This window comes from Pseudaquabacterium terrae, from assembly GCF_013266755.1.
Taxonomy (GTDB): Bacteria; Pseudomonadota; Gammaproteobacteria; order Burkholderiales; family Burkholderiaceae_C; genus Pseudaquabacterium; species Pseudaquabacterium terrae.
The window spans coordinates 497,179-519,853 of sequence record NZ_JABRWJ010000007.1 but is presented as its reverse complement, the minus strand read 5'-3'; the positions used below and the strand labels follow the sequence as shown (position 1 = coordinate 519,853).

General features: G+C 70.1%; 27 protein-coding genes and 1 tRNA gene. 20 read left to right on the top strand and 8 right to left on the bottom strand.

The genetic code is table 11. The features are described 5' to 3' along the window. Nucleotides 1-6 precede the first annotated feature (6 nt). Nucleotides 7-927: a YicC/YloC family endoribonuclease gene (locus tag HLB44_RS24425; protein WP_173128477.1), complete on the bottom strand. Its 921-nt coding sequence runs from the start codon at nt 925-927 to the stop codon at nt 7-9. A 30-nt stretch (nt 928-957) separates the two neighbouring features. Here HLB44_RS24425 and HLB44_RS24420 point away from each other — a divergent pair, with 30 nt between their 5' ends. From HLB44_RS24420 to hemW, 5 genes are read left to right on the top strand one after another with little or no spacing between them, the layout of a single operon-like run. Then, nucleotides 958-1,926 (top strand): serine/threonine protein kinase, encoded by a 969-nt coding sequence (locus tag HLB44_RS24420; protein ID WP_173128474.1) that lies wholly within the window; start codon nt 958-960, stop codon nt 1,924-1,926. Nucleotides 1,927-1,945: 19 nt separating this feature from the next. Next, nucleotides 1,946-2,863: a PP2C family protein-serine/threonine phosphatase gene (locus HLB44_RS24415; protein ID WP_173128472.1), complete on the top strand. Its 918-nt coding sequence runs from the start codon at nt 1,946-1,948 to the stop codon at nt 2,861-2,863. A 10-nt stretch (nt 2,864-2,873) separates the two neighbouring features. Further along, a complete protein-coding gene (rph, locus tag HLB44_RS24410) occupies nt 2,874-3,614 on the top strand; it encodes a ribonuclease PH (RefSeq protein WP_173128469.1) in 741 nt (246 codons plus the stop codon). Nucleotides 3,615-3,619: 5 nt separating this feature from the next. Further along, nucleotides 3,620-4,258 (top strand): RdgB/HAM1 family non-canonical purine NTP pyrophosphatase, encoded by a 639-nt coding sequence (gene rdgB, locus HLB44_RS24405; protein ID WP_173128466.1) that lies wholly within the window; start codon nt 3,620-3,622, stop codon nt 4,256-4,258. A gap of 18 nt (nt 4,259-4,276) precedes the next feature. After that, nucleotides 4,277-5,470, top strand: a complete 1,194-nt coding sequence (gene hemW, locus HLB44_RS24400) for a radical SAM family heme chaperone HemW (RefSeq protein WP_173128462.1) — start codon at nt 4,277-4,279, stop codon at nt 5,468-5,470. A 2-nt stretch (nt 5,471-5,472) separates the two neighbouring features. Here the strand turns inward: hemW and HLB44_RS24395 are convergent, their stop codons facing one another. Next, on the bottom strand, nt 5,473-6,024 hold the full coding sequence (locus tag HLB44_RS24395; RefSeq protein WP_173128459.1) for a DUF3455 domain-containing protein: 552 nt from the start codon (nt 6,022-6,024) through the stop codon (nt 5,473-5,475). A gap of 33 nt (nt 6,025-6,057) precedes the next feature. Next, a complete protein-coding gene (locus HLB44_RS24390) occupies nt 6,058-7,020 on the bottom strand; it encodes a LysR substrate-binding domain-containing protein (protein ID WP_173128456.1) in 963 nt (320 codons plus the stop codon). A 96-nt stretch (nt 7,021-7,116) separates the two neighbouring features. Between HLB44_RS24390 and HLB44_RS24385 the strand changes: the two genes are divergently transcribed. Beyond that, a complete protein-coding gene (locus HLB44_RS24385; protein WP_173128453.1) occupies nt 7,117-7,410 on the top strand; it encodes a hypothetical protein in 294 nt (97 codons plus the stop codon). Nucleotides 7,411-7,442: 32 nt separating this feature from the next. Here HLB44_RS24385 and HLB44_RS24380 read toward each other — a convergent pair whose 3' ends face one another. From HLB44_RS24380 to HLB44_RS24370, 3 genes are all read right to left on the bottom strand, one after another. Then, entirely contained in the window at nt 7,443-8,549 is a 1,107-nt protein-coding gene (locus tag HLB44_RS24380; protein WP_173128450.1) for a protein-glutamate methylesterase/protein-glutamine glutaminase, read from the bottom strand. Between the two features lie 30 nt (nt 8,550-8,579). Next, nucleotides 8,580-9,242: a chemoreceptor glutamine deamidase CheD gene (gene cheD / locus HLB44_RS24375; RefSeq protein ID WP_246312459.1), complete on the bottom strand. Its 663-nt coding sequence runs from the start codon at nt 9,240-9,242 to the stop codon at nt 8,580-8,582. 67 nt (nt 9,243-9,309) lie between these two features. Then, on the bottom strand, nt 9,310-10,179 hold the full coding sequence (locus HLB44_RS24370) for a CheR family methyltransferase (RefSeq protein ID WP_173128444.1): 870 nt from the start codon (nt 10,177-10,179) through the stop codon (nt 9,310-9,312). 214 nt (nt 10,180-10,393) lie between these two features. Between HLB44_RS24370 and HLB44_RS24365 the strand changes: the two genes are divergently transcribed. Genes HLB44_RS24365 through HLB44_RS24355 form a run of 3 tightly spaced genes read left to right on the top strand, consistent with a single transcriptional unit; the run spans nt 10,394 to nt 12,373 of the window. Continuing rightward, nucleotides 10,394-11,101: a GGDEF domain-containing protein gene (locus HLB44_RS24365; RefSeq protein ID WP_246312429.1), complete on the top strand. Its 708-nt coding sequence runs from the start codon at nt 10,394-10,396 to the stop codon at nt 11,099-11,101. Further along, a complete protein-coding gene (locus HLB44_RS24360; RefSeq protein WP_173128440.1) occupies nt 11,098-11,952 on the top strand; it encodes a MinD/ParA family protein in 855 nt (284 codons plus the stop codon). Before HLB44_RS24365 ends, HLB44_RS24360 begins: the two co-directional genes overlap by 4 nt. A gap of 7 nt (nt 11,953-11,959) precedes the next feature. Continuing rightward, entirely contained in the window at nt 11,960-12,373 is a 414-nt protein-coding gene (locus tag HLB44_RS24355) for a group II truncated hemoglobin (protein ID WP_173128437.1), read from the top strand. On the opposite strand, the gene HLB44_RS24350 is transcribed toward HLB44_RS24355, so the two are convergent. Further along, on the bottom strand, nt 12,374-13,006 hold the full coding sequence (locus HLB44_RS24350; RefSeq protein WP_173128434.1) for a Smr/MutS family protein: 633 nt from the start codon (nt 13,004-13,006) through the stop codon (nt 12,374-12,376). Further along, a complete protein-coding gene (gene radC, locus HLB44_RS24345) occupies nt 13,003-13,674 on the bottom strand; it encodes a RadC family protein (protein ID WP_173128432.1) in 672 nt (223 codons plus the stop codon). The genes HLB44_RS24350 and radC overlap by 4 nt, the downstream gene beginning before the upstream one ends. A 31-nt stretch (nt 13,675-13,705) precedes the next feature. On the opposite strand from radC, the gene HLB44_RS24340 reads away from it, so the two are divergent. The 11 genes from HLB44_RS24340 (at nt 13,706) to HLB44_RS24290 (ending at nt 22,674) form a co-directional block, all read left to right on the top strand. Then, nucleotides 13,706-14,200, top strand: coding sequence for an FKBP-type peptidyl-prolyl cis-trans isomerase (locus HLB44_RS24340; RefSeq protein WP_173128673.1), 495 nt, complete (start codon nt 13,706-13,708; stop codon nt 14,198-14,200). Between the two features lie 70 nt (nt 14,201-14,270). Continuing rightward, the gene (gene ispH, locus HLB44_RS24335) at nt 14,271-15,254 is read left to right on the top strand and encodes a 4-hydroxy-3-methylbut-2-enyl diphosphate reductase (RefSeq protein ID WP_173128428.1); all 984 of its coding nucleotides are present in this window, start codon (nt 14,271-14,273) and stop codon (nt 15,252-15,254) included. A gap of 83 nt (nt 15,255-15,337) precedes the next feature. Further along, nucleotides 15,338-16,642: a serine--tRNA ligase gene (serS, locus tag HLB44_RS24330; RefSeq protein ID WP_173128425.1), complete on the top strand. Its 1,305-nt coding sequence runs from the start codon at nt 15,338-15,340 to the stop codon at nt 16,640-16,642. Nucleotides 16,643-16,693: 51 nt separating this feature from the next. Further along, a tRNA-Ser gene (locus tag HLB44_RS24325) sits at nt 16,694-16,784 on the top strand. A 123-nt stretch (nt 16,785-16,907) separates the two neighbouring features. Continuing rightward, nucleotides 16,908-17,474 (top strand): GNAT family N-acetyltransferase, encoded by a 567-nt coding sequence (locus HLB44_RS24320; RefSeq protein ID WP_173128422.1) that lies wholly within the window; start codon nt 16,908-16,910, stop codon nt 17,472-17,474. Between the two features lie 40 nt (nt 17,475-17,514). After that, the gene (locus HLB44_RS24315) at nt 17,515-18,108 is read left to right on the top strand and encodes a hypothetical protein (protein ID WP_173128419.1); all 594 of its coding nucleotides are present in this window, start codon (nt 17,515-17,517) and stop codon (nt 18,106-18,108) included. A 73-nt stretch (nt 18,109-18,181) separates the two neighbouring features. Beyond that, entirely contained in the window at nt 18,182-18,760 is a 579-nt protein-coding gene (locus HLB44_RS24310; RefSeq protein ID WP_173128416.1) for a BON domain-containing protein, read from the top strand. A 57-nt stretch (nt 18,761-18,817) separates the two neighbouring features. Continuing rightward, the gene (locus HLB44_RS24305) at nt 18,818-19,708 is read left to right on the top strand and encodes a hypothetical protein (protein ID WP_173128413.1); all 891 of its coding nucleotides are present in this window, start codon (nt 18,818-18,820) and stop codon (nt 19,706-19,708) included. Nucleotides 19,709-19,823: 115 nt separating this feature from the next. Next, nucleotides 19,824-20,336, top strand: coding sequence for a Spy/CpxP family protein refolding chaperone (locus tag HLB44_RS24300; RefSeq protein WP_173128411.1), 513 nt, complete (start codon nt 19,824-19,826; stop codon nt 20,334-20,336). A gap of 108 nt (nt 20,337-20,444) precedes the next feature. Then, the gene (locus HLB44_RS24295) at nt 20,445-21,152 is read left to right on the top strand and encodes a response regulator (protein ID WP_173128408.1); all 708 of its coding nucleotides are present in this window, start codon (nt 20,445-20,447) and stop codon (nt 21,150-21,152) included. 10 nt (nt 21,153-21,162) lie between these two features. Beyond that, on the top strand, nt 21,163-22,674 hold the full coding sequence (locus HLB44_RS24290) for an ATP-binding protein (protein WP_173128405.1): 1,512 nt from the start codon (nt 21,163-21,165) through the stop codon (nt 22,672-22,674). Nucleotide 22,675: the final 1 nt, after the last annotated feature.

The window sequence follows — 22,675 nt, the reverse complement described above, 5'->3', positions numbered from 1 at the left end:
GGCACCTCATTCGATGTTCTGGACCTGTTCGCGCATCTGCTCGATCGCCACCTTCATCTCCACCGAGACGTTGGTCAGCTCCAGCGCCGACGATTTCGAGCCCAGCGTGTTGGCCTCGCGATGCAGCTCCTGGATGAGGAAGTCGAGCCGCTTGCCGAGCTCGCCGCCGGCGCCGAGCAGGCGTTCGATCTCGTCCAGATGCGCCGACAGCCGCGACAGCTCCTCGGCCACGTCGATGCGCAGCGCGTAGGCGGCGGCCTCGTTGAGCGCGCGCTCCTGCAGCGCTTCGGGCTTGACGGTGCTGGCGGCGCCGGCATTGGCCAGCGCCTCGTGCCAGCGCTCGAGGAAACGCTGCTGCTGGCGCTGCACGACCTGCGGCACCAGCGGCACGGCCTGTGCAGCGAGCTCGCGCAGCCGCGCGATGCGCTCCAGCAGGATCGTCACCAGCCGCGCGCCTTCACGTCCGCGTGCCTCGCGCAGGGCCTCGACCGCGGTGCGCGCGGCCTGCATCACCGCGTCGTCCAGGCGTTCGGTGCCGGCGCCGCCGCGGCACCAGTTCAAGACCTCGCTGGTGCTGAAGGGGCGGGCGTTCGGCAGCCAGGATTGCACCGTCGACTCGAGTTGCGCCAGCCGCATCAGCTGCTCGGCCTGCGGCTGCGGCAAGGCGCCGTCGGCATCCCGTTGCGTCGCGACCCGCAGCTCGATCTTGCCGCGCTTGAAGACCTGGCCGACCAGCTCGCGCAGCGCCGGCTCCAGCCCGCGCAGCTCGTCGGGCAGCCGCAGCGCGAGGTCCAGGAAACGGCCGTTGACCGAGCGCAGTTCGACCGTTGCAGCCGCCCCCGCGGTCGAGGCGGCCGGTGCCGTTTCGGCAGGTGCTGCAGCGGCTGCGCTGGCGCTGCCGAAACCGGTCATGCTGTAGACTGCCATCGACAATTTGTTAGAGCGAAATCACCAATTATGTCAAAGCCGAAACCTGCCCCATTGCCTGCGGGCACTGTGGTCGGGGGGTACTCGATCGTCAAGAAACTGGCGGCTGGGGGTTTTGGCGTGGTGTACCTGGCCGAGGATGCCGATCGGCATCTGGTGGCGGTCAAGGAGTACCTGCCGGCGTCGTTGGCCGAGCGTTCGCCGGGCGAGCTGACGCCGCGCGTCAAGCCGGAGAAGCAGCCGCTGTACCGCCTGGGCCTGAAGAGCTTCTTCGAAGAAGGCCGCTCGCTCGCGCAGATCTCGCATTCCAGCGTCGTCTCGGTGCTGAATTTCTTCCGCGAGAACGAAACCGTCTACATGGTGATGAACTACCTGCAGGGCGATACGCTGCAGGATTTCATCGTCACCGCGCGCGATCTGAAGCGCGACAAGGTATTTCGCGAGTCGACGATCCGCAGTCTGTTCGATGAAATCCTGCGCGGCTTGCGCATCGTGCACCAGCACAAGATGTTGCACCTGGACATCAAGCCGGCGAACATCTTCATCACCAACGACAACAAGGCGGTGATGCTGGATTTCGGTGCCGCGCGCGAAGTGCTGAGCAAGGAAGGCAACTTCATTCGCCCGATGTACACGCCGGGCTTCGCGGCGCCCGAGATGTACCGGCGCGACGGCACGCTGGGCCCGTGGACCGACATCTACGCGATCGGCGCCTGCATCTATGCCTGCATGCAGGGCTACCCGCCGAACGATGCGCCGCAGCGGCTCGAGAAGGATCGCCTGGCGCTGTCGTTGTCGCGGCTGCGCAATGTCTATTCGGACAACCTCATCGAGGTCACCGAATGGTGCATGTCGCTCGACCCGCTGTCGCGGCCGCAGAGCGTGTTCGCGCTGCAGAAGGAGCTCTCGCGCGAGACCGAACGGCGCTACACCAAGCTCAGCTTCAGCGAACGGCTGAAGCTGCAGATCGAGAACCTGAAGTCGGGCGCCAAGCCTTGAGTGTCAGCAGAGCATGCCGATGAGGTTCTCCGTCTACCAGGTCAGCCGCAAGGGCGGTCGCGAGAAGAATGAAGACCGCATGGGGTATTGCTATACCCGCAGCTCGGGCCTGTTCGCGCTGGCCGACGGCATGGGCGGCCATCCGGAAGGCGAGGTGGCTTCGCAACTGGCGCTGCAGACGATGGCAGCGCTGTACCAGCGCGATGCCAAGCCGGGGCTGAAGGATCCGCTGCGCTTCCTGCACGACGCCATCCTCGCCGGCCACCACCAGCTGCTGCGTTATGCCACCGACAAGGCGCTGCTGGACACGCCGCGCACGACCATCGTCGCCTGCGTGATGCAGGGCAATGCCGCGTACTGGGCGCATTGCGGCGATTCGCGGCTGTACCTGGTGCGCGGCGACAAGCTGATCGCCCGGACGCGCGACCATTCGTACACCGAGCTGCAGGACACGATGGCGCAGGTGGTGCCGATCGCGCAGCGCTTCAACCGCAACGTGCTGTTCACCTGCCTGGGCTCGCCGGGCAAGCCGGTCGTCGACACCGCCGGTCCGCTGCTGCTGCAGCCGGGCGACAAGCTGCTGCTGTGCTCCGACGGACTGTGGGGCAGCGTGACCGATGCGGTGATCACCGAGCAGCTCGCGCTGCGGCCGATCTCCGATGCGGTGCCCGAGCTCGCCGAGCAGGCGCTGCGCAATGCCGGCGCGAAGAGCGACAACGTGACGATCCTGGCCGTCGAGTGGGAGGCCGCCGAGGACCACGAATCGACGGTGGCCGTCTCGACCCAGGCGCTCGGCGACGAGGTCTTCGCCTCGACGATCCAGGCCAGCCTCGCTGCCGGCGAGGCGCCGCCCGACGAGCTGGACGACGCCGAGATCGAGCGCTCGATCCGTGAGATCAACGAGGCCATTCGTAAGTCCTCCCAGAAGAAGCACTGAGGTATTCCCGATGAGTGAATTCAAGCGCGCGGGCAACCGTGCGGCGGACGCGTTGCGCCCGATCGTGATCCAGCGTGGTTTCACGCGCCATGCCGAGGGCTCGGTGCTGGTGTGCTTCGGCGAGACGCGCGTGCTGTGCACTGCGTCGGTCGAGGAGAAGGTGCCGCCGCACAAGCGCGGCTCGGGCGAGGGCTGGGTGACGGCCGAGTACGGCATGCTGCCGCGCGCCACGCACACCCGCGGCGACCGCGAGGCCGCGCGCGGCAAGCAGAGCGGCCGCACGCAGGAGATCCAGCGCCTGATCGGCCGCTCGCTGCGCTGCGTGTTCGATCTCGCCGCCCTGGGCGAGCGCAGCATCCTGATCGATTGCGACGTGCTGCAGGCCGACGGTGGCACGCGCACCGCGGCGATCACCGGCGCCTGGGTGGCAGCGCAGGATGCGGTGAACTGGCTGATCGGCCAGGGGCTGCTCACGAAGAGCCCGATCAAGGAGCCGGTCGCCGCGGTGTCGGTGGGCATCGTCGAGGGCACGCCGCTGCTCGACCTCGAGTACACCGAGGATGCCGCCTGCGACACCGACATGAACGTCGTGATGACGGGCTCCGGCGGCTTCGTCGAGGTGCAGGGCACGGCCGAGGGCGCGTCCTTCACGCGCAGCGAGATGGATGCGCTGCTGGCGCTCGCCGACAAGGGCATCCGCGAGCTGGTGCAGGCCCAGGCGGCGGCGCTGGCACTGCCTTTGCCCCGCTGACCATCATGCGGCTGGTGCTGGCCTCGAACAACGCGAAGAAGCTCGCCGAGCTGCGCGCGCTGCTCGCCGGCTTGCCGCTGGAGATCGTCACGCAGGGTGAGCTCGGCATCGCCGAGGCCGAGGAGCCGCACGGCACCTTCGTCGAGAACGCGCTGGTCAAGGCGCGGCATGCGGCGGCGGCTTGCCATGGTGCGGCGATCGCCGACGATTCCGGCCTGTGCGTCAGCGCGCTCGGCGGCGCGCCGGGCGTGATCTCGGCGCACTACGCCGGCGAGGTCGAGGCGGTCGCGGGCGAAGCGCGCGAGGAGCGGCGGCGGCGCCAGGATGCGGTGAACAACGCGCTGCTGCTGCAACGCCTGCACGGCGCGGCAGATCGCCGCGCGCACTTCATCAGCACACTGGTCGCGCTGCGCCATGCCGACGATCCGGAGCCGCTGATCGCCGTCGGCCGCTGGCCGGGCGAGATCCTGCACGCGCCGCGCGGCACGCAGGGCTTCGGCTACGACCCGCTGATGTTCATCGCCGCGCTCGGTGCCACAGTCGCCGAGCTCGACGCCGAGCGCAAGAACCGGTTCAGCCACCGCGCGCGCTCGGCCGCCGCGCTGCGCGTGCAGCTGCATGAGGCCTGGCACCTCGGCTCCTAGCATCCGAAAGAAGCGGCCATGGACATCGTCGAACGCTACCTGCGCCCGGGCACGCTGAGCTTGAGCGAGCAGCCGCCGCTGGCGCTGTACGTGCACCTGCCGTGGTGCCTGAAGAAGTGTCCGTACTGCGACTTCAACTCCCACGCGCTGCCGGATGGCCGGCCCCCGGAGCAGCGCTACATCGACGCACTGCTCGCCGACCTCGACGCCGCGCTGCCGCAGGTCTGGGGCCGGCCGGTGATCAGCGTGTTCATCGGCGGCGGCACGCCGAGCCTGTTCTCGCCCGAGGCGATCGACCAGTTGCTGGCGGCGATCCGCGCGCGGCTGCCGCTGGAGGCCGGATGCGAGATCACGCTCGAAGCGAACCCGGGGACCTTCGAGCGCGAGCGTTTCAAGGCCTTCCGCGCCGCCGGCGTCACGCGGCTGTCGATCGGCGTGCAGAGCTTCGACGATGCGATGCTGAAGAAGCTGGGCCGCGTGCACGACGGCGCACAGGCGCGCGCGGCGATCGAGGAAGCGAAGAGCGCCTTCGAGACCTTCAACCTCGACATCATGTACGCGCTGCCCGGGCAGACGCTGGCGCAGCTGCATGCCGACCTCGACATCGCGCTGTCGTTCCAGCCGCCGCACCTGTCGGTCTACCACCTGACGATCGAGCCGAACACGCGCTTCGCGCTGCAGCCGCCGCCCGGGCTGCCCGACGACGACCTGGCCAGCGACATGCTCGATGTCATCGTCGAGCGCACCGCGGCCGCGGGCTTGGGGCGTTATGAAGTCTCGGCCTTCGCCAAGCCCGGCCACCGCTGCCGCCACAACCTGAACTACTGGCAGTTCGGCGACTACTTGGGGCTAGGCGCCGGCGCGCACGGCAAGTTGAGCTTCCCGCACCGCGTCGTGCGCCAGGTGCGCTGGCGCGAGCCGATGACCTACATCGAGAAGGCCCAGGCCGGCGCCGCGATGAGCAACGACGACGAAGTGCCGCGCGCGCAGCTGCCGTTCGAGTTCATGCTCAATGCGCTGCGGCTGCGCGAAGGCTTCACGCTGGCTGACTTCAGCGCCCGCACCGGGCTGCCGGTGACGGCGATTGCCGCGCCGCTGCAGCAGGCCGAAGCGCGCGGGCTGCTCGAGCGCGATTTCACACGCGTCTGGCCGACCGCGCGCGGCTTCGACTTCCTGTCGGACCTGCAGGCGCTGTTCCTCGCGCCCGCCTGAGCCTACTTGTCCGCGAAGAGCAGGTAGTCGGCGGTGTAGCCGACGCGCTCGACCTTGCCGATCGCCGCTGTCGTGCAGCCGGCCGCCGGCGGTGCTTCGCCGCCTTCGGTGTTGATGCGCTGGATGCTGTTGGTCTTGGCGAAGCTGCCGGCCGGCCCGACGGAGCGCGTCGTCAGCAGCAGCCACGGAATGTTGCCGGCCTGCGGCGCTGCGGCGCGCGCTTTCACCGTGCCGACGAGCTTGCTGCCGTCGAGCGACTCCCACGACGGGCCGGCGTAGTGCTTGCCGATGGTCTTGCCCTGCGCATCGAGCAGGTCGGCTTCGGGGGCGACGAAGACCCAAGCCGCCGCGCCAGGCTTGTCCTTGTCGGCGCGGCATTCGTAGATCTGCACGCCGTTGGCGCCGATCGTGGCGACCAGTGCCTGGCCCGCGCCGGGCTGCAAGGCAGCCGGCACCGCTGCGGGCGCGGCGGCCGACGGCTTTGACGGTGCCTGCGCGCAGGCAGCGAGCACAGCGGCGGCAAGGGTCAGGCTCAACGGGGCAAGACGGATCATTCGAGGGCTCCTCGGGTGGGTCGGGTCGGCCACTTACGGCGCGGCCGGCGAAACGGATGCAGCACCGGCCAAATCATCGGCGACACCGCCGGTCAATTCGACGGCGGACTGCGCGAGCTCCTCGCGCAACCACGCGTGGAAGGCCTTCAGCGGCGGCCAGTCGGCCAGGCCCGGAGGGTAGACGAACCAGAAGGTGTCGTAGCCATCCCCCTGCAAGGACTGCTGCGACAGGCGCACCAGTCGGCCGTCGCGCAGCGCATCGGCGGCGAGCAGCTCGCGCGTCAAGGCCAGGCCGAGGCCTTGTTCGGTGGCCTGCAGCATCATTCCGGCGTCGTTGAAGCTGGCGACCGGGTTCACGCGCGCGGTGTGGCCGAGCTGGGCGAACCACTGCTGCCACAGGTCGGCATCGCCGAGCAGCGGCTCATCGGCGAGCATCGCCGCATCGGCACCGCGCAGCCGGCGCGCGATCTCCGGCGTGGCGACGGCGACGCGCGGCGAGGCGATCAGGCGCTCGCAGACCAGCCCGCGCCACGGCCCGGCGCCCTGGCGCAGCGCGACGTGGAAGCCTTCGCGCTGCAGGTCGATCACCTTCTGCGAGACCTCGATCTCGAGCGCGATGCACGGGTGCCGCGCGCGCCAGCGGCCCATGCGCGGCAGCAGCCAGCGCTGGCCGAACGAGGGCAGCAGCGTCACACGCACGCGCTGGGCGTCGCCGGCGGCGGTGGCCGTCGCCGCGCGCAGGCCCTCGTCGAGCTGCGTCAACGCCGCTTCGACCGCAGGCAGCAGCGCCGCGCCGGCCGGGTTCAGCGCGATGCGCCGGCCGCTGCGGTCGAACAGCTCGAAGCCGATCTGCTCTTCGAGCAGCTTGATCTGCTGGCTGACGGCGCTGTGCGTCAGGTGCAGCTCGTCGGCGGCGGCGCGCAGGTTCTGGCGTTTCGCGACGAGGCGGAAGGTGGGCAGGGTGTGCAGCGGTAGGCGGGCCATGATGGTAAGCATAGCTGACCAAATTGGCCGGAACAAATCGATTTCGCTGCCGATGATGGATGACTATGCTTACCAGCACGTCGAATCAAACCCCTTCAGGAGCGCACCATGAATGCCAATACCTGCACGATGCCCGTGACGATTCCGCTGCACCGTCCGCTGTGGCAGCGCTGGACCGAGGCGGCGCGCGAGCACTTCAGCCGGCTGCGCACGACGCGTGCCGCCTCGGCCGAAGAAATGGACCTGCAAGCCGCGATCGAGCTGAACGACGCGACGCTGCGCGACATCGGCGCACCCGAGTGGCTGCAGGCCGAGGCGGCCGCGCGGCGCGAGGTCGACAGCCTGGCGCTGCGCGCCGCTCGTGCCGATCTGGCTGGTGGGGGGGTGCGCTGGTACGGCTGAACGGCGCTCAGCCGGTGACCGCCGGCGCCGGGTCAGACCCGGTGGATGGCGGCGCCGACCGTCGAGCGCAGGCGCTCCAGCAGCGCCGGCGCGATGCGCTGCAGCGGCAGCACCTCGTCGGCCGCGCCGTGGGCGATGGCCTCGCGCGGCATGCCGAAGACGACGCAGCTGGCCTCGTCCTGGCAGAAGTTGTAGCTGCCGGCGTCGCGCATCGTCTTCATGGCGCGCGCGCCGTCGGCGCCCATGCCGGTGAGCATCACACCCAGCGCGTTCTGCCCGACGACGCGGGCCGCCGATTCGAACAGCACCTCGACCGAAGGCTTGTGGCGGTTGACCGGGTCGCCGTCCTTGACGCGGGCGATGTAGTTCGCGCCGGAGCGCTCGACCGACAGGTGCAGCCCGCCCGGTGCGATGTAGGCGTGGCCCGGGAGGATCCGCTCGGCATCCACCGCTTCCTTGACGCGGATGCGGCACAGGCCATCGAGCCGCGCGGCGTAGCTGCGCGTGAAGCCGGCCGGCATGTGCTGCGTGATGACGACACCGGGCGCGTCGGCCGGCAGGTTCATCAGCACTTCCTTGGTCGCCTCGGTGCCGCCGGTGGAGGCGCCGATGAAGATCAGCTTTTCGGTCGACAGCCGGCCCAGCGAGGCCACCGGCGCCGCCGGCCGCACGCCCGCGGCCGCTGCGCCGCCCGGTGCCGCGCCGGCCGGCGCGGCCGCCGGTGGCAGCCGCCGCACGTGGGCCTTCGATGCGGTGCGCACTTTCTCGGTGATGTCCTCGGCAAGCTGGCGCAGCCCGTCGGCGACGCCGATCTTCGGCTTGGCGACGAAATCGATCGCGCCCAGCTCGAGCGCGCGCAGCGTGACCTCGGCGCCCCGCTCGGTCAGCGTGCTGACCATCACCACCGGCATCGGCCGCAGCCGCATCAGCTTCGACAGGAAGTCGATGCCGTCCATCTTCGGCATCTCGACATCCAGCGTGATCACGTCGGGATTCAGGTTGCGGATCATCTCGCGGGCGACGAAGGGGTCGCTCGCCGCGCCGACGCATTCCATGTCCGGCTGCTTGTTGATGATCTCGGCGAGCAGGCCGCGCACCAGCGCGGAATCGTCCACCACCACGACACGGGTCTTGGGCATCTCTTGTCTCCGTTTCGGTTCGGGTGGGCGTCAGAACAGGTCGACCGAGCCGCCGCCGGTGGTCACCGGCACGGCCTTCTGCGCCGCGGCGCGGTCTTGTGCCACCAGCGCCTCGGCGTTGGTCGGTGCCAGGCGCTTGACCATCGCCTTGCCGCTGCCGGGCAGGAAGCAGACCTTGCGCGGGTAGACGTCCATCACGTCCTTGCTGACGATCGGGATGCGCTCGGTCTGCAGGTACTCGATGACGAACTTCGTGTTGCGCTCGCCGACGTTGAGGGTGTTCATGCCGCTGATCACCGCGCCGCCGCCGAAGACCTTGGCCTCCATCGTGATGCGCGAGGCGCCGCGTTTCATCATCTCGTTGATCAGCAGTTCCATCGCGTACGAGCCGTAGCGCCCGGAGTCGCCGGCGCCGTCGGGCAGCATGAAGTGGTTCATGCCGCCAATGCGGCGCTCGCGGTCCCACAGGCAGGCGGCGATGCACGAGCCGAGCGTGGTCGTGATCAGCAGGTCTTCGTCATGCACGAAGTACTCGCCGGGCAGCACCTTGACCGAATCGTTCTTGAAGTGGGCATCCCAGAAGAAGAAGGAGGCTTCGCCCGGCTTGCGGCTGCCGGCTTTGAGCCGCTCCAGGCGCGGCGACGAGTTCATCAGCGGCGCTCGCGTGGCCGGCGCGGCGCCGGCGGTGGGCATCGGGATCATGGGCGGTCCTGGGTGCAGCGTTTTCTGGAAAGGTGCTTCAAAGGCCGAGCGGGGCGCGTCAGGCCTTCTGGTAGATCGTCTTGCCGCGCAGCCGGTAGAGGTCGCGCGAGTCGGTGAAATTCTCGGAATGGCCGACATACAGCAATCCGCCCGGCCGCGTGATGCGGTGCATCTGCTGCAGCACCTGGCGCTGCGTCGGTGCATCGAAATAGATCATCACGTTGCGGCAGAAGATGATGTCGAAGGGCTCGCCGAGGGCCCAGTCGCGGCTCATCAGGTTGAACGGCCGGAACTCGATCAGCCGCGCCAGCTCGGGCTTGACACGGATCAGCCCGGCGTTGCCCGCCTTGCCGCGCAGGAAGTGGCGCTGCAGCCGCTGCGGCGTCAGCCCGCGCGAATCGGCGTCGTAGACGCCGCGCTGCGCGGTCGCCAGCACCTTGGTGTCGATGTCGCTGGCCATGATGCGCACCGAGGCGTTCGCGCCCAGCGCCTCGGCGACGATCATCGCGATCGAATACGGCTCCTCGCCGGTCGACGCCGCGCTGCACCAGATGCGCAGGTTCTGGCCGGCGCGGGCCTTCAGGTCGTCGGCCAGCGCATGGAAATGGTGGTCCTCGCGGAAGAACGAGGTCAGGTTGGTCGTCAGGCAGTTGATGAACTCCTGCCATTCGGCCTCGCCGCTGGCGCCGGTGTGCGACTGCAGCCACTGCAGGTAGCTGGCGAACGAGCGGTGGCTGGTCTCGCGCAGCCGGCGCGACAGCCGGCTGTAGACCATCGCCTGCTTGCCCGCGTGCAGGCTGATGCCGGCGCGCTCATAGATCAGCTCGCGCACCTTGTCGAAGTCGGCCTTCGAGAACGTGAATTCCTGCTCGACGGCGGTGCCGCCACTCGGCGACTCGGTTCGGATCGGTGCAATCAGTTCGGACATGGCATCTGGTTCTTCGGCTCGGGCCAGGGGATCGGACGGCGCGGCATCACGGCATGTGATCGGCAGTCTGACCGAGCGGCTGAAGGCCAAGCGGGCGGAAGAAAGGCCGGTTTGGCCCGCTATTCAAGCCCCCGCTGGCGGCAGGGCCACTGCTAGACTGGCCGCCAGGCTGTACCCCCCCAACTCTTCAGTGGACGCTCATCACCGATCGCCGTTGCTGTTCACCGATGCCGATGTGCTGCGGCTGGACACGGCGCTCGCCTTGCTGCGGCAGGCCGGACAGGACGTGCCGGCCGGGATTCCCGGCTCGCAGGCCTGGATGCAGCAGCTGATCGATCGCCTGGTCGACCTGTCGAGCCGCGATCCGCTCACCGGCCTGTCGAACCGCCGCCACTTCGAGCTGGCGCTGGCGCGCGAGGTCGACCGCGTCGCGCGCTCCGGCGAATCGGCGCTGCTGCTGGTCGTCGACATCGACCACTTCAAGCGCATCAACGACAGCCACGGCCACGCCGTCGGCGACCAGGTGATCCGCGCCGTCGGCGAGGCGCTGGCCGTCACCGTGCGGCCGATGGACCTGGTCGCGCGCATCGGCGGCGAAGAGTTCGCCGTCGTGCTGCCGAACTGCCCGGCCGCTTTCGGCCCGCAAGTCGCCGCGCGCGTACGCCAGCGCGTCGCCCGCACCAGCGTGCCGCTGCTCGACGGCCGCGCGATCGGCGTGACGGTCAGCGTCGGCGGTGCCTTTGCCCAACAGTGGGTGCGCTCGTCGACCGAGCTCTGGATGGAGCGCGCCGATCGCCAGCTCTACCGCGCCAAGGCCGAAGGCCGCGACCGCGTCTGCATCGAACCCTCCGAAGTGCCGTCGGTCAGTGCCGAAGAAAAGGGCCTGCTGTTCGGCACCTCCCAGTTTCAGGATTTCGAATGACCCCCGTGACTCCGTCGGCCCCTGGGGCACCCGGCGCGGCCGGTCCCGCCGCCGCGCCCACCACCTCGCCCGCCGCGCCGCCCGCCGTGCCGCAGAAAGGCGCGCGCATCACCGCCGTGACCAGCGGCAAGGGCGGCGTCGGCAAGACCTTCACCACCGCCAACCTGGCCGCCGCATTGGCGCGCCGCGGCGCGCGCGTGCTGGTGCTGGATGCCGACCTGGGCCTGGCGAACCTCGACGTCGTGCTGAATTTGTATTCGCGGCTGACGCTGCATGACGTCTTCACCGGCCGCACGCCGCTCGACGATGCGATCCTGCCCGCGCCGGGCGGCTTCTCGGTGCTGCTGGCCGGCTCGGGGCTGATCGAGTACTCGCGCATGACGCCCGAAGTACGCGACAAGCTGCTCGACGTCATCAACCGCGTGCGACCGCGCTACGACCATGTGCTGCTCGACACCGGTGCCGGCATCTCCGACGTCGTGCTGTTCACGATCTCGCTGGCCGACGAGGTGCTGATCGTCGCGACGCCCGAGCCCACCTCGCTCGCCGACGCCTACGCCACCGTCAAGGTGCTGGCGTCGACCCAGGCGGCGCGGCCGATGAAGCTGCTGGTCAACCAGACGCAACGCGCCGGCGAAGGCCGCACCGTGCGCACCCAGCTGCAGCTGGTGGTCGACCGCTTCGTCAACGGCACGCTGGCGCAGCCGGTCAAGCTCGAGCACATCGGCGACATCCCACAGGACAACGCGGTGCGCGAGACGGTGCAACGGCGCCAGCTGCTGCTCGAAGCGCTGCCGGGCAGCCCGGCGGCGCAGGCGCTTGTCGCCGCTGCCGGCAAGCTGGTCGGCTGAACCCACGATGGCAGACATCGACGACGAGGCCGACGCCTCGGTGGTCACACCCTTCGAGCGCATCGGCGGCGAGCTCGCCGTGCGCGCGCTGGTCGACCACTTCTACGACCTGATGGACCTCGAGCCGGTGTTCACCGAGTTGCGCGCGCTGCATCCGGCCACGCTCGACGGCTCGCGCGACAAGCTGTTCTGGTTCCTCTGCGGCTGGCTCGGCGGGCCGAACCACTACATCGAGCGTTTCGGCCATCCGCGGCTGCGCGCCCGGCACCTGCCGTATGCCATCGGCATCCGTGAGCGCGACCAGTGGATGGCCTGCATGCTGCAGGCGATGCATGACCGGGCCGTCGACCCGGCACTGGCCGAGCGCCTGGCCGAGAGCTTCTTCGGCACGGCCGACTGGATGCGCAACAAGGGCGGCTGATCAGCCGCTCAACAGCACGACCAGCGCCCCGGCGCCGCCCTGCGGGCCGCTGGCCTGCGCGAAGGCGATCACCTCGGCGCTCTGCGCCAGCCAGCGCTGCACCTTGGCCTTCAACACCGGCTGGCGTCCGGGCGAGCCATGGCCTTTGCCGTGCACGACGCGCAGGCAGCGCATGCCGCGGCGCTGGCATTCGTGCAGGTAGCCGGAAAGTGCCTGACGTGCCTCGTCGCGATTCAGTCCGTGCAGGTCGATCTGGCCCTGCAGCGCCCAGTGGCCGCGGCGCAGCTTGGTGACGACTTCCGGCCCGATGCCCGGCCGGCGGTAGCTCAGGCCGTCGTCGGTCAGCAGCAACGATTCGAGATTGACCTCGTCGGACATCGACTCACGCACCGCCGCCTGCTCGTCGAGCTCGCGCTGGCGCGGATGCGGCGCCGGGCGCGGCCGGATGATCTCGGCCAGGCCGCGATCACGCATCGGATGCACCGGCCCGACCGAGCGCGCGAAGAGATCGTGCTGCGCCTGCTGGCGCCGATGCCGCTCGCGTTCGCGCGCGATGCGCTCGGCCGTTTCGCGCTGCGAACGGGCCATCGCCTCGCGCAGCGCACCGAGCTCGGCCAGGCTCCTGATCTTCACAACAAGCCTCGCTCCGCAATCGACACCACGGCCCCCTGGCCGACCACCAGGTGATCGAGCACGCGCACGTCGATCAGTTGCAGCGCGTTCTTCAGCGTCTGCGTGAGAAATTCATCGGCGCGCGACGGCTCGGCGAGGCCGGACGGATGGTTGTGCGCGAGGATCGCCGCCCCCGCGTTCAGCGCCAGCGCGCGCTTGACGACCTCGCGCGGGTAGACGCTGGTCTGGTTCAGCGTGCCGCGAAACATCTCGTCCCACTGCAGCAGGCGGTGCTGGCTGTCGAGGAACAGCACCGCGAAGACCTCCTGCGTCAAGCCCGCCAGCTTCAGGCGCACGAAGTCCTTGACGGCCGCCGGCGAATCGAACACCGGCGCTTCAGTCAGGCGCTGGGCGAGCGAGCGCCGCGCCATCTCGACCACCGCCGACAGCTCGGCGCGCTTGGCCGGCCCGAGGCCTTTGATCGTCAACTCGGCCGGTTTGGCCTGCAACAGGCCGGCAAAGCCGCCGAAGCGCTGCAGCACGCTCTCGGCCAGCTGCAGCACGCCCTGGCCGGGAAGGCCGGTGCGCAACAGCAACGCCAGCAGCTCGGCATCGGCCAGCGCCGCAGGCCCGAGCGCCAGCAGTTTCTCGCGTGGCCGGGCCTGGCTCGGCAAGTGCTTGATCGACATCGTCAACGGCCCGGGCCGCCCCCCTCGTAAAATGCCGTTCAGTCTATTCGCCCGAGCGCGACTCAACTTCTCCCCCATCGGCGTGATCACCATTCAGGAGGGGTCGTTCCTGACCCTGCATTACCGGCTCGCCGGCCCCGATGGGGCCGACGTGATCAACACCTTCGACGGCCCGCCGGCGACGCTGTCACTCGGCAGCGGCCAGCTCGCGCCGGCGATCGAGCAGCGACTGCTCGGCCTCGCCGAAGGCGCGCATGAAACCTTCCAGCTCGCCGCCGGCGCTGCGTTCGGCGAGCGCAACCCCTCGCTGCTGCAGCGCGTGAAGCGCGCGCTGCTCGACGAGCTGGGTGATCCGGACGCGCAGTACGGCCCGGGCGACGTCGTGCAGTTCCCGACCCCGGACGGGCAGGGCGCCTATGCCGGCGTCGTGCGCGAGGTCGGCGACGACTGGCTGCTGTTCGACTTCAACCACCCGTTGGCCGGGCAGCCGGTGAGCTTCGAGGTCCACGTCGTGGGCGTGCTGTGAGCGCCGCCCGGCCGTTCCGAAGGCGCTCGCTCCCCCTCGGGGGGATGGCGCGCAGCGCCAAGGGGGTCTCATGACGGCGACCCAACTCAACACGCGGGTAGACGATGTGCTGCTGGCCGAGCCGCGCGGCTTCTGCGCCGGCGTCGACCGTGCGATCGAGATCGTCGAGCGCGCGCTGGAGCGCTTCGGCGCGCCGATCTACGTGCGCCATGAGATCGTTCACAACACCTACGTCGTCAACGACCTGAAGGCCAAGGGCGCGATCTTCATCGAGGACCTGGCCGACGTGCCGCCCGGCGCGACGCTGGTCTTCAGCGCCCACGGCGTGGCGCGCGCGGTGCGCGACGAAGCGAAGCAGCGCGGCTTCCAGATCTTCGATGCCACCTGCCCCCTGGTGACCAAGGTGCACGTCGAGGTCGCCAAGCTGGCCAGGGAAGGCTACGAGTTCGTGATGATCGGCCACAAGGGTCATCCTGAGGTCGAGGGCACGATGGGCCAGCTGTCCGAGGGCATCTACCTGGTCGAGGAGGTGGCCGACGTCGCCGGCGTGAGCCCGAAGGGCGACAAGCTCGCCGTCGTCACGCAGACCACGCTGTCGGTCGACGATGCGGCGGCGATCCTCGCCGCCGTGAAGCTGCGCTTCCCGCAGGTGCGCGAGCCGAAGCAGCAGGACATCTGCTATGCGACGCAGAACCGGCAGGACGCCGTCAAGCTGATGGCGCCGCAGGTCGACGTCGTGATCGTCGTCGGCAGCCCGACCAGCAGCAACAGCAACCGGCTGCGCGAACTGGCCGAGCGGATCGGCACGCCTGCGTACATGATCGATTCGACCGCCGACCTGCAGCCCGCCTGGTTCGAGGGCCGCCCGCGCGTGGGGCTCACCGCCGGCGCATCGGCGCCGGACGTGCTGGTGCAGCAGGTCATCACCCGGCTGCGCGAGCTGGGCGCCGTGAGCCTGCGCCGCATGTCCGGCGTCGAGGAGACGGTGCGCTTCCCGTTGCCGGTGGGGCTGGGCGACAAGTCGATGCGCGAGTTCTCCTCCTCGCGATCCTGAGCCCGCGCCGTTCGTCTGCATGCAGCACACAACGGCACCCTCGGGTGCCGTTTCTACAATCGCCCCGATTCCAAGGACACCTCATGCTCGACATCAGCCTGCTGCGCCGCGACCTCGACCAGGTGGTCGCCCGGCTCGAGACCCGCAAGACCCCGCAACCCTTCCTCGACGTCGAGCGTTTTCGCGCGCTCGAGGGCGAACGCAAGACGCTGCAGACCCGCACCGAGGAGCTGCAGGCCAGGCGCAATGCGCTGTCGAAGCAGATCGGCCAGCTCAAGGGCAAGGGCGAGGACACCTCGGCGCTGATGTCCGAAGTGAGCGGCATCGCCGACGAGATGAAGGCCGGCGGTGAACGGCTCGAAGCGCTGCAGGCCGAGCTGGCCATGCTGCTGATGAGCGTGCCGAACCTGCCGCACGAGAGCGTGCCGGTCGGCCCCGACGAGCATGCCAACGTCGAGCAGCGCCGCTGGGGCGACCCGCGCGTGTTCGACTTCGCGGTCAGGGACCACGTCGACCTCGGCGCGCCGCTCGGCCTGGACTTCGAGATGGGCACGAAGCTCGCCGGCTCGCGCTTCACGTTCATGAAGGGCCCGGTGGCGCGGCTGCACCGGGCGCTCGCGCAATTCATGCTCGACGTGCAGACGGCCGAGCACGGCTACACCGAGTGCTACACGCCCTACATCGTCAACCGCGAGATCCTCGAAGGCACCGGCCAGCTGCCCAAGCTCAAGCAGGACATGTTCTGGGTCTTCCGGGGTGCGGAAGCGGGGGATGAGGTGCCGCAGGAGCAGTACCTCATCCCAACCTCGGAGGTCTCCCTCACGAACACCGTGCGCGAGCAGATCCTCAAGGCCGAAGACCTCCCGGTGAAGCTCACCGCGCACAGCCCGTGCTTCCGCTCCGAAGCCGGCTCGGCCGGGCGCGACACGCGCGGCATGATCCGGCAGCACCAGTTCGACAAGGTCGAGATGGTGCAGGTCACGCGCCCGGAAGACAGCGCGCGCGCGCTCGAGGAGATGGTCGGGCATGCCGAGGTCATCCTGCGCAAGCTCGAGCTGCCGTACCGCGTGATGCTGCTGTCGACCGGCGACATGGGCTTCGGAGCGACCAAGACCTACGACCTCGAGGTCTGGCTGCCGGCGCAGGACACCTATCGCGAGATCAGCTCGTGTTCCGACTGTGGCGCGTTCCAGGCGCGGCGCATGCAGGCGCGCTATCGCAATGCGCAGGGCAAGCCCGAGCTCGTGCACACGCTCAACGGTTCGGGCCTGGCGGTCGGCCGCACGCTGGTGGCGGTGCTCGAGAACCATCAGCAGGCCGACGGCAGCATCCGCATCCCGGCGGCCTTGCGTCCGTACCTCGGCGGCCTGGAAGAACTGCGGAATTGATGCGCTAGAATCGCAGGCTTCACCCGGGCGACCACCGGTGAAGCGGGATCAGGAGAGGTGGCAGAGTGGTCGAATGCGCCGGACTCGAAATCCGGTATACGGTAACCCCGTATCGAGGGTTCGAATCCCTCCTTCTCCGCCAGACGACTACGAAACACGGGCCTTCGCGGCCCGTTTTTCTTTCCTGCTCCAAACGACCCGATCGGCGCAAGCTCCTTACCTCTGAAACGCTCCCCAACGTCTGGACCGATTCAGAATCGATCCGGTGAAAGCATCGCCCCATCGAACGCCGAATCTGACCATCGGTCCGACCTCCCCGGCTGTGCTCGAGCAGCTCGAGTCGATCATCATCAAGCCCGCCGTGATGCGCGGCTGCTTCGGCGCCGCGCTCGCGCCGCGGCGCGCGCGGGAGATCCTGCTGCGCGAGTGGCAGGCCTGCCAGGACAGCCCGCGCGGCGCGCACCTGGCCGTTACCGCGGTGCGGCATGGGCGATCGGAGGTCGCCGGTGCGGGCTATCTGCTCGACGGCGAGTTGCGTTTCTTCGTGACGCCGGACCTGCGCCGCCGTGGCGTGGGACGCGCACTCGTTGCAGCGCTGCGTCGCGAAGCCGAGCAGCGACAACTGCACGAGCTGAGCGCCTGGGTGTTTCCGGAGAACGTGGCCTCGGCGCGGCTGCTGGAAGCGTGCGGCTTCGTGCCCCGCGCGTCGATGCAGGTCGTGATGTACGAGCGGCCGGTGATGCACTACCACCTCGCACTCGACGCGGCGCCGGCGCATGTGTTCGGCGCATCGCTGCCCGGCCCCGGAGACGGCGTTCAAGCCGGCGCGTGAACAACCGATATCCCTAAGGCGTACTGCCTTGTGCTTCGAGATGTCCACCCGCCACACGCCCCCCGAATCCGCCCCCCTTCCCGCGAAGAAGCCGCGCGGCGGCCTGGTCGGCCTGGTGCGCAAGCTGCTGTTCGGCCATGTGCGCCTCGCGCGCGATGGCGGCGCGCTGCGCCTGAGCCTCGAAGAGCGCCGCGCCGCGCCGGTTGTCGCGGCACCCGAGCCGACAGCCGCGACGGCCGGCCCGCCGACCGATGCCGGGGCTGTCGTGCAGCGCGCCGCGCTGAAGACGCTGCTCGACGCGCGACCCGATTCGCGGCATGCGCTGCCGCATCTGCGCTACCTGGAATCGGCGCTCGGGCGCCAGGGTGCTCAGGCGATCGTCGCGACGCCGGCACCGGTGCTGCAGAAGATCATGGTCCAGCTCGACGGCTTGAACACGATGGCGCACCCGGCGCTGCTGCAGTTGCAGCAGCAGATCTCGAACGAGCTCGACCGCCGCGGCGCCCATCCGGCCGAACGCACGCTGCCCTTCGATGTCAGCCCGTCGGACTACCGCGCGGGTGACAAGCTTCAGGTGGGCGAGGCGCACCTGTCCGATTTCCTGCGCGAGTCCGACCGGGTCGGCGCGTCGTAGGACTGTACGGACAGCAAAACCGCCGGGCCGCCGACAGGCGCGAAGGGGGGCGAGCTCTAGGCTTGGGGCCATGATGACCCATCGCACTCCGCTGGAATCGGCTGTCGCGACGCAACCTCCGCCGAAGCCGACCCGTGTCGCACCACCGCCGCGCCGTCGCATCCGCTGGTTCGCCTGGCTGATCCCGGCTGCCGTCGGTGCGGTGATCGCCGGCCTGGCGGTCTCCGACTACTACGAGAGCGCGACGCTCGGAGAGCGCATCGATGCCACGGTCGAACGCGGCGAGAACGCCGTGCGCGGCCTGGGCGACGAGGTGCGGCGTTCGGCCGACGGCGTCGTCGAGCGCGGCTCGCAGTCGGTGGCCCGTGCGGCCGGTGCGGTCGGCGATGTCGGCATCACGGCCAGCGTGAAGACTGCCCTGGCCGCCGACCCGGCGCTGAGCGCACTGAAGATCGAGGTCGACACGCGCGAGGGCATCGTGACGCTGCGCGGACCGGCGCCGACCATCGAAGCGCGTGATCGTGCGACCGTGCTGGCCCGGGCGCCGCAAGGCGTCGTCGACGTGCGCAACGAACTCGCGCTGCCGACGGCGCAGACGGCGCAGACGGCGCAGGCTCAGCCGACCCAGGCCCCGCCCCAGGCGCAGCGCTGAACCCCGGCGATCACCGCACTGGCGCCGCGGGCGTTGCTGCAGGCACAATCGCCGGCCATGCATTCCGTCGGACCCTGGCTGGCGATCGGCGTCCTGGCGCTGGCCAGCGGCTGCGCCACGCGCTCGGTCGACGTGCGCGCCAAACCCGGGGATCCGGCTGCCTATACAAGCTGGAACTGCGACCGGCTGTTCGGTGAGATCGACAGCGTGCAACAGCGCGCAGCCGACGTGGCCTATGCGGTCGATGCGCGTGTCGGCCACAACATGATCGCGCTCGGCCTCGGCGTCACCGTGTTCTGGCCGGCGCTGCTGGCGATGCGACCCGATGGCATGGAGGCGGTGGAACTCGCCGAGCTGAAGGGCCGCTTCGAGGCGATGCAGGTCGCCGCCGCTCGGCGTCGCTGCGACACCACCCTGACCGCCGCGTCGGCCTCCGAGGGTGCTGGCGCGCTGCCGGTGGCACTCGGTGATCGCCTGGTCTACGAGCACCGCGCCGGCCATCGCGGGCTGCCGCACGAGCTCGGCATGCGCGTCGCTTCGCTGCGCAGCGACCCGCCCGAATTCTCAGTCGATCTCGATGGCCAGGCGGTGAGCTTGCCGCAGCGTTCGCAGCTGATCGGGTGGCAACGATTGCTGCGGCGCGAGCTCGAGCTCGGCCAGGTCCTCGCCGGCGAGCTCGCGGCCGCAGACGCATCGCCCGGCACCGCGCGCGTGCGCGGCCAGGTGGTGGCGATCGGGCCGCAGCAGATCGGCGGCCGCGATTTCGACGTCGCGGTGATCGAGCTGTTCGGCGATGCGCCGGCCGGCGCCGGTGGCAGCACGAGGCTGGATGGCGTGATGTCCGTCGACCGGCGCAGCGGCGTGCTGCTGCGGCTGGAACTGCGCTGCGAAAACGCGAACTACGCCTTGCGGCGCCGGCTGGTGCGTGTCGAAGCCGCCGGCGGCTGAGCGGCCAGCCCCCCGACCGTACCCCTTTGCAGATCTTTACCCCCCGGATGAGGGGCCGATAAGTCGCCTGCCCAGAATGACTTCATCGCAACCTGATTCGATGAGGTAAGCCGCAATGATCACGACGATGCGCTCGAAAGGCCCCTGGGCCCTGGCAGCCGGCATGTTGGTGCTGGCGCTGGCCGGCGGCGCCGCGCAGCTCGCGCAGGCCATGCCGGGGGGCGGCCACCACGGTGGGGGACACCATGGCTCGATGATGATGTCCGGTCGACTGTTGCAGTCGATCGGCGCCAGCGCCGAACAGCAGGCGCGCGTGCACGAGATCTTCAAGGCCGCGCGCGACGAAGTGCACCAGCAGCGGGCCGCCGCCGGCGACCTGCGCGCGCAGTGGGTGCAGGTCTTCACCGCGACGACCGTCGACGCCCGCGCCGCCGAAGCGCTGCGCCAGAAGCAGGCGGTGCTGCACGAAGCCGCCAGCAAGCGCATGCTGCAGGCGATGATCGATGCGTCGGCCGTGCTGACGCCGGAGCAGCGCGTGAAGCTCGCCGAGCAGATGGGCAAGCGGCGCGACATGATGGAGCGCCATCACCGCGAGCGCGAGTCGGGTGGCGCGCCGAAGCGCAGCTAGTTTGGTCGAGCCGGCCCTACGGCCGATGCGCACTGATTTCCTTCCTCCCAGGAGTTTCGCTCCGGCGCCCCGTGCGCCGGGGCGTTTTTGTTTTTGAATAATGGCCCCATGAGCGCACGACTGCTGCTGATCGACGACGACGCCCGGCTGACGACGATGGTCGGCGACTACCTGCGTGGCCACGGCTACCAGGTCGACACGGCCGGTTCGCTGGCTGCCGGCCGCGAGCGGCTGCGCGGCGAAGCCTACGACGCGCTGGTGCTCGACCTGATGCTGCCCGACGGCGACGGCCTCGACCTGACCCGCGAGCTGCGCGCCGATGCGCGGCTGAAGCGGCTGCCGCTGCTGATGCTGACCGCGCGCGGCGAGCCGCTCGACCGCGTCGTCGGCCTCGAGCTCGGCGCCGATGACTACCTGCCCAAACCCTTCGAGCCGCGCGAGCTGCTGGCGCGGATCAAGGCCTTGCTGCGCCGTGCCGAGCCGGACACCGCCGGCGACGAGCTGCTGCGCTTCGGCCGCCTGGAGATCGACATGGGTGCACGCCAGGCGCGCATCGAAGGCAAGGCCTGCGACCTCACCGGCCACCAGTTCGATCTGCTGTGCGTGCTGGCGCAGAGCGCCGGCCGCGTGCTCTCGCGCGACCAGATCATGGATGCGCTGAAGGGCCATCCGATCGAGGCCTTCGATCGCAGCATCGACGTGCACGTCTCGCGCATCCGCGCCTGCATCGAGGACGACCCGAAGTGCCCGAAGCGCGTGCTGACGGTGCGCGGCTCGGGCTACGTGTTCGCGCGCAAGCAGGACGCCGACGAGTGATCGGCGCGCCGTGAAGTCGCTCTATCTGCGCATCTGGCTGACGGTGGTCGCGGCGCTGGCGCTGTTTGCGCTGGTCTCGGGCTGGCTGTGGCAGCGCCACCTGGCGCAGGAACGGGTGCGCTTCGAGGCGGCAGCCAACGAGCGCGTCGCTGCCTGGGCCGAGCTGGTGCAGCGGTCGTTGCCGGCCGCCGACGCGCCGGCCGCGGCGCAGGCCGAGGCGCTGCGCGAGTGGTCGCTGCGGCTGCGCCTGCCGATGGCGCTGCACGATGCGCGCGGCCAGCGCATCGGCGCGTCGGAGAGTTATCTGCGCCGCGAGGCTGAGGGCGCAATGCCGGCGACGCCGGTGGCACTGGATGACGGCCGCACGCTGTGGATCGCCAGGCGCCCGTTGCGGCGCGCATTCCAGGGCGAGGGTCCCCGGGCGCTCGGCGGGCCGGCAGGCCCCCCGCGGCCCGGCTGGGCGGAGGGCCCGCGCGGGCCTTTCGGCGCCGTGCCCGGCGGTGGACCGGGGGGCGCGGGAGCAGGCCCCGGTGGTCCCGGAGGCGGACCGGGCGCCTGGCGCGAGCGCGCGCCGGCGCCACGCGACGATGATGCGGCTGCGCCAGGGGCGGGCGGGTTGCGCTTGCCCTCGACGCTGCTGCTGCCCGGCGAAGGGCTGCCGGCCGCCATCGGCCCGGTGGTGCTGGTGGTGCTGCTGCTGCTGGCGGTCGCCGCGGGCGCCTACCCGGTGGTGCGCCGGCTGACGCGGCGGCTCGAAACGCTCAAGCAGGGCGTCGAAGCCTTCGGCGCCGGCCGGCTCGCCCAGCGCGTCGACGATTCGGGCAGCGACGAGGTCGCCGCGGTCGCCAACACCTTCAACCGCGCGGCCGAACGCATCGAAACGCTGGTGCGATCGCACCAGAACCTGCTGGCCAACGCCAGCCACGAGCTGCGCTCGCCGCTGGCGCGGCTGAAGATGGCGGTCGCGCTGTACACCGACGCTGCGGAGCCCCAGCGGCCGGCACTGCGCAAGGAGATCGAGACCAACGTCGCCGAGCTCGACGCGCTGGTCGAGGAGGTGCTGCTGGCCAGCCGGCTCGACACGGCCGAGGCGATCGAGCGCAGCGAGCCGGTCGAGCTGCTCGGCCTGGCCGCGGAGGAGGCCGCTCGCGTCGGCGCGCAGGCTGCCGGCGCGGCGGTGACGGTGCGCGGCAGCGAACGCCTGCTGCGGCGCGCGTTGCGCAATCTGCTGGAAAACGCGCGGCGCTACGGCGGCGCGGAGGTCGAAGCCGAGATCTTCCGTCGCCCGGATGGCGGTGCCGAAGCGCGCGTCAGCGATCGCGGCCCCGGCGTGCCGGCGGCCTACCGCGAGCGCATCTTCGAGCCGTTCTTCCGCTTGCCCGGCCATGCCGAGCGCGAAGGCGGCGTCGGCCTCGGCCTGAGCCTGGTGCGCCAGATAGCAGAGCACCATGGCGGCAGCGTGCGCTGCGAGCCGCGCGAGGGCGGCGGCAGCTGCTTCGTGCTCGCGTTGCCGGCCGTCTGAT